This is a genomic window from Streptomyces alkaliphilus (assembly GCF_014141535.1).
Taxonomy (GTDB): domain Bacteria; phylum Actinomycetota; class Actinomycetes; order Streptomycetales; family Streptomycetaceae; genus Streptomyces; species Streptomyces alkaliphilus.
In genome coordinates this window covers 1-2551 of sequence record NZ_VKHT01000755.1, presented here as the reverse complement: position 1 = coordinate 2551, position 2551 = coordinate 1, and the positions used below count along the sequence as shown (strand labels likewise).

3 protein-coding genes are annotated in these 2551 nt (G+C 68.4%); all 3 read right to left on the bottom strand.

Features of this window, described 5'->3' with window-relative positions; all coding sequences use genetic code 11:
• Positions 1 to 590: 590 nt before the first annotated feature.
• Entirely contained in the window at positions 591 to 1514 is a 924-nt protein-coding gene (locus FNQ90_RS19420) for a hypothetical protein (RefSeq protein WP_182607540.1), read from the bottom strand.
• A complete protein-coding gene (locus FNQ90_RS19415) occupies positions 1508 to 2077 on the bottom strand; it encodes a hypothetical protein (protein WP_182607539.1) in 570 nt (189 codons plus the stop codon). The genes FNQ90_RS19420 and FNQ90_RS19415 overlap by 7 nt, the downstream gene beginning before the upstream one ends.
• 86 nt (positions 2078 to 2163) lie before the next feature.
• Positions 2164 to 2475 (bottom strand): hypothetical protein, encoded by a 312-nt coding sequence (locus FNQ90_RS19410; RefSeq protein WP_182607538.1) that lies wholly within the window; start codon positions 2473 to 2475, stop codon positions 2164 to 2166.
• Positions 2476 to 2551 lie beyond the last annotated feature (76 nt).

Sequence of the window (2551 nt, the reverse complement as noted above, 5' to 3'; positions counted from 1 at the left end):
CCGAGACAGGTCCGGGTAGCGGAAGCCCCTGCCGTGGCGGCGGCGGGTGAAGCCCGGGTCGGTGGGGCGGGTGTGCCGCAGACGCATCGTCATCCCCTTCCCGTTCGCGCGGTCCGGCCCGATCCGGCGAGCCCTTCACCGGGCGTTTTCCCCGGATCTGACGGGTCATGGGTGAAGGCCCGGGGAGGCGGTGACGGCGGGCACTCCCGGCCGTCCTCCATTTGATAGGGCGCGAGGGCATCCTCGGGATCGGGCAGCGGCACCTGCCGGACGGGGCCCGTCAGCTCCGTCCGACACCTCCCGCGGCGGAATGTCGTCACCGGTTCAGGATGCCGGTCCCACCCCGGTGGAGCCGGCGGTTTTCGGGGGACGGGAAGGGGGGTGGGAGCTCCCGTCCGGTCGCGGAGATCGACCGAACGGCTGGTGACCGGTCCGGCACCACGTCACCGCCGCAGTTCCGGAACGCCCCGGCCCGGTCCCACGGAACCACGCGAAGCAGGGTGCTGAAACCCGGAAGGCACTTGCGACAGACCCCGGGGCTCCGTCGAGCGGCCTCCTCACACGCCGGCGGCGCTCCGTGGCCCGTCGTTTCACTCGACCACGACGGCTTGGATTTCGGTCACCGGCACGGGCGTCTCCACCCACTCGGTCTCGATCGTCTCCGGAAGGCCGGGGATGTTCAAAGGAGTTCCGTTGTTCTCGAACCGCACGTTGTAGAGCAATCGGGCGCGAGCCGGGTAAGCGGCGGAGCCGTTCGCGGCCGCCGCTGTTCCCCGCGTGGACGCCTTCGTGTAGGGGTGGGAGCATCCCTCCGACTCGTTCACCACAAACGGACATCCCAGGACGCCGGATCCGTCTCCCGGGTCGACTTCCATGCGGTTGGGCTCGGCGATCGCCACGACTCCTCCGGCCGAGGTTCCCCGGAGCGGGCCACGTGAGGCCCCCTCGGCCCACCACCACGTGTCGACGAAGATCACAGCCTGTTCGGGGGGATTGAACGCCAGGGAGAACTCCGGCAGCACCAGACGCCCGTACGCCTGCCAGGCCAGCTGCTCGACCGACGGCTCGTCCGGGACGAACCATCCCCAGTCGCCGTAGGCTCGGGCCCCGTCCGGCCCGTAGCACGCTTTGTAGGTGTACACCGAGTCCTCGGTGGGCTGCCCTTCCGGCCAGTCCTCGGGATCCGGATAGACAGTCGACGGGAAGTTGATGAAGCAGGCGTACACACCTTCACAGAACCGGGAGGTGGAGGCGTCCTTGCGCCCTTTCACCTCCACCGGAGCCAGATCACAGGCCTGCGCGGCTCCGCCGCCTCCGGTTCCGGGCCCACCCGCCCCGTCCGGTCCCGTGATCGGACACCGATACTCAACGCTGCCCCCTCCGAGATCGACGAGGATCTTGTCCTCGTCGGTACAGAGTTGAGCGGAAGCCCGCTCCTCACCCACGAAGAGCAGGGCAGCGGCGAGGAGAACGGTGACGCCTCCGACCCCCACGGTGTGCCCGGCTCTCAGCATGTGAGTACCGCCTCTTCCGAGGGACGCTCCTCACTGATCAACCACGTTCCGGAGGTGCGTTCCGCGAGAACGACCCGAGGCGACTTCCCGGCCGACTGAATCGGCAGATTCTCACCGTTGCGGACCGCTGTCCAGTTCTCCGGATCGACACACGACTCGATGCGGGCGGAGTCATCGGAGATCAACTCCACGACGGGATCGTCCACGGCCGGCTCCCCCTCCCGGCGGATCCCGTCATCCTTCATCGGCTGAACACGCGAAACCTGTTCTTCGGTCACCCCGGGAGTGGCGATGCCCTCGAAAAGACCCGGGTCGAGAGCCTCGCCGTTCTCAAGAGCGATGAGCGCTTTCCAGTAGTCCCGGTAAAGCTGTTCCAGAGCCGCGACATCGGCTTCCTCCGTGCCCGCCTCCTCGCCTTCGGCGGCACCGGTCGGGGATTCGGGTGGGGCTGTCTCCGCGCCCATGATCTCCTCCGCCCCCTCCTGTTCCTCTCCGGGGGAGGAGCAGCCCGCTGTCAGACACGCGACCGCTGTCAAAATAACTGCGAGGACACGGGCACGCACAGTCGTCGGTTTCATCACGCGCCTCAGGCTACTGGGTGGGCCGGGAAGGCGAATATCCCGTCCTTCCCAACTGTGGTGATCTCACGTCACCCGAAGTACCGGACCACCTTCTCCGGTGGCGTCCCGTCGTTGATCCATGCCCGGGCAATGTGTGCGGCGGACGGGAGGAAGTCACCCAACGGCCCGTCCCCTTCAGCCGGTTCGCCGGAGTGGTTTCCGTCGACGAGGGACAGGACGAGTGTCCCCCGGCGGACGCCGTGGGCGTCGGCGGGGAACACTTCCCCGCCCGCCGTGTCCAGGACGAGGTGGGTGGTCCGATCTCCCCCGTCGTGGAGCACCCGGTACAGGTGGAGGGGGCCGGTGCTCCGGATCAGCACCGCGTGGAACGACGTGCTCATGGGCGCCTTCCGGGGTGGGACGACGAACGGGGTCGCCGGCCCATCATGCCCGGTGGGGCCGGGTGTTCCCCGGAAG